3 protein-coding genes and 1 pseudogene are annotated in these 2391 nt (G+C 66.7%); all 4 read left to right on the top strand.

Annotated elements, in window-relative coordinates; translation table 11 throughout:
• Window positions 1–292, top strand: a pseudogene (locus EOA38_RS33820) (peptidylprolyl isomerase); the annotation flags it as partial.
• Window positions 289–1299: an anthranilate phosphoribosyltransferase gene (gene trpD, locus EOA38_RS33815; protein WP_126093902.1), complete on the top strand. Its 1011-nt coding sequence runs from the start codon at window positions 289–291 to the stop codon at window positions 1297–1299. The pseudogene EOA38_RS33820 and the gene trpD, both read left to right, overlap by 4 nt.
• A 4-nt stretch (window positions 1300–1303) precedes the next feature.
• Entirely contained in the window at window positions 1304–2116 is an 813-nt protein-coding gene (trpC, locus tag EOA38_RS33810) for an indole-3-glycerol phosphate synthase TrpC (protein WP_126093901.1), read from the top strand.
• Between the two features lie 2 nt (window positions 2117–2118).
• Window positions 2119–2391: cyclic pyranopterin monophosphate synthase MoaC (locus tag EOA38_RS33805; protein ID WP_281060149.1), on the top strand; the 273-nt coding region annotated here is incomplete at its 3' end.

The raw sequence follows: 2391 nt of genomic DNA, 5'->3' as shown, positions 1-2391 counted from the left end.
AGAGGCCGACGACGCCGATTTCGGCAAGGAAGGCGCCGCGGCCATGTTCGGCGTCGGCGAAGGCGGCACGGGTCTGATCCCCTCGCCTACCGGCGATGGCCAGATCCTGTTCAAGGTTGCCGAAGTCTTCGAGCCGGCTGGCGCCGATGGCAGCTCGGTTCCGGACGATGCGCAGAAATCCTTCAGTGCCGGCATGTCCGACGACCTGCTCGACCAGCTGGTGGCACAGCTGCAGTCGCAGTATGACGTTCGCATCGATCCGGCCGCCGTTTCCCAAGCACAGACCCGATGAGCGCTTTGAAGACACACATAGCCAAGGTCGCCACCGGCGCCCCGCTCTCCTTCGAGGAAGCGCGCGAGGCTTTCGACATCATCATGTCGGGCGACGCCACCCCCGGCCAGATCGGCGGCTTCCTGATGGCGCTGCGCGTGCGCGGCGAGACGGTGAGCGAAATCTCCGGCGCGGTCGCCACGATGCGTGCCAAGATGCTGCGCGTCGAAGCGCCGGATGGCGCGATCGACATCGTCGGCACAGGCGGCGACAATTCGCACAGCGTCAACATCTCGACCGCTTCGGCATTCGTCATCGCGGCGGCCGGCGTTCCGGTCGCCAAGCATGGCAATCGCGGCCTGTCCTCGCTGACCGGTTCCGCCGATGTGCTCACGGCGCTCGGCGTCAAGATCGACATCTCGCCGGAGACGATCGGCCGTTGCATCCATGAGGCCGGCGTCGGCTTCATGTTCGCTCCGGCGCATCATCCGGCGATGAAGCATGTCGGCCCGACCAGGGTCGAACTCGGCACGCGCACCATCTTCAACCTGCTGGGACCGCTGTCCAACCCGGCCGGTGTCAGCCGTCAGATGGTCGGCGTTTTCCTGCCGGAGTGGATCTTGCCCGTCGCCGAGACGCTGAAGGCGCTTGGCGCCGATCACGCCTGGGTCGTGCACGGTGACGGTTACGACGAGATCACCACCACCGGCGAAACGCAGGTGGCCGAGCTTGCCGGCGGCGAAATCCGCACCTTCACCCTCACCCCCGAGGCAGTGGGGCTGAAGCGGCACACCAAGGAAGAGTTGCGCGGCGGCGACGCGGCCTATAATGCCAAGGCGCTGCGCGATATGCTGGGCGGCGCTGCCGGCGCCTATCGCGACACCGTACTGATGAATGCCGGCGCGGGGCTGGTGGTGGCCGGCAAGGCGACGACGCTCGCCGATGGCATCGCGGCCGCTGCGCAGGCAATCGACAGCGGCCGGGCGCTTGCGGTGCTCGACAAGCTCATCGAGATTTCGAACGGTTAGAACCTTGTCCGATATCCTGCGCAAGATCGAAGCCTATAAGCGCGAAGAGATCGCCGCGGCGAAGCTCAGCGCGCCGCTTGCCGATATCAAGGCGAAGGCGAAGGATGCAGAACCGCCGCGCGGCTTCGTTGCAGCGCTCGAGGCCAAGCGGAAGGCCGGCGGCTTCGCGCTGATCGCCGAGATCAAGAAGGCGAGCCCTTCCAAGGGCTTGATTCGCGCCGACTTCGACCCGCCGGCGCTCGCCAAGGCTTATCAGCAAGGGGGCGCCGCCTGTCTTTCGGTGCTGACCGACGCCCCGTCGTTCCAGGGCGCGCCCGCTTTCCTGACCGCCGCGCGCGCCGCCGTCAGCCTGCCTGCCCTGCGCAAGGATTTCCTCTTCGATCCATACCAGGTGCATGAGGCGCGGGCCTGGGGCGCCGACGCGATCCTGATCATCATGGCAAGCGTCGACGACGCTTTGGCTCGTGAGCTCGAAGCCACGGCGTTCGAGCTCGGCATGGACGCGCTGGTCGAGGTGCATGACGAGAAGGAGATGGAGCGCGCGCTTCGCCTCTCGTCGCGGCTGATCGGCATCAACAACCGCGATTTGAGGACCTTCGAGACCAGCCTCGACGTTTCCGAGCGACTGGCGGCGATGGTGCCGGCCGACCGGCTGCTGGTCAGCGAAAGCGGCATCTTCACCCATCAGGACTGCCGCCGGCTGGAGAAGAGCAGGATCGGCACCTTCCTCGTCGGCGAAAGCCTGATGCGGCAGGCCGATGTGGCCGCCGCGACCGCACTGCTACTGACGGGCAAGGCGCCGGCCGAGGCCGTCTGACGATGCCCGCCCTCACCCATATCAGCGCCGGCGGCGAGGCCAACATGGTCGATGTCGGCGACAAAGCCGAGACGACGCGCACGGCGATCGCCGAGGGTTTTGTCTCGATGCGGCCGGAGACGCTGGAAATGATCCTGACCGGCGACGCCAAGAAGGGCGACGTGCTGGGAACCGCGCGCATCGCCGGCATCATGGCGGCAAAGCGCACGCATGAGCTCGTTCCGCTCTGCCACCCGCTGCTTCTCACCAAGGTTGCCGTCGACATCGAGCCCGAC

Source organism: Mesorhizobium sp. M1E.F.Ca.ET.041.01.1.1, from assembly GCF_003997355.1.
GTDB lineage: Bacteria > Pseudomonadota > Alphaproteobacteria > Rhizobiales > Rhizobiaceae > Mesorhizobium.
This window is presented reverse-complemented; position numbering and strand designations above follow the sequence as displayed.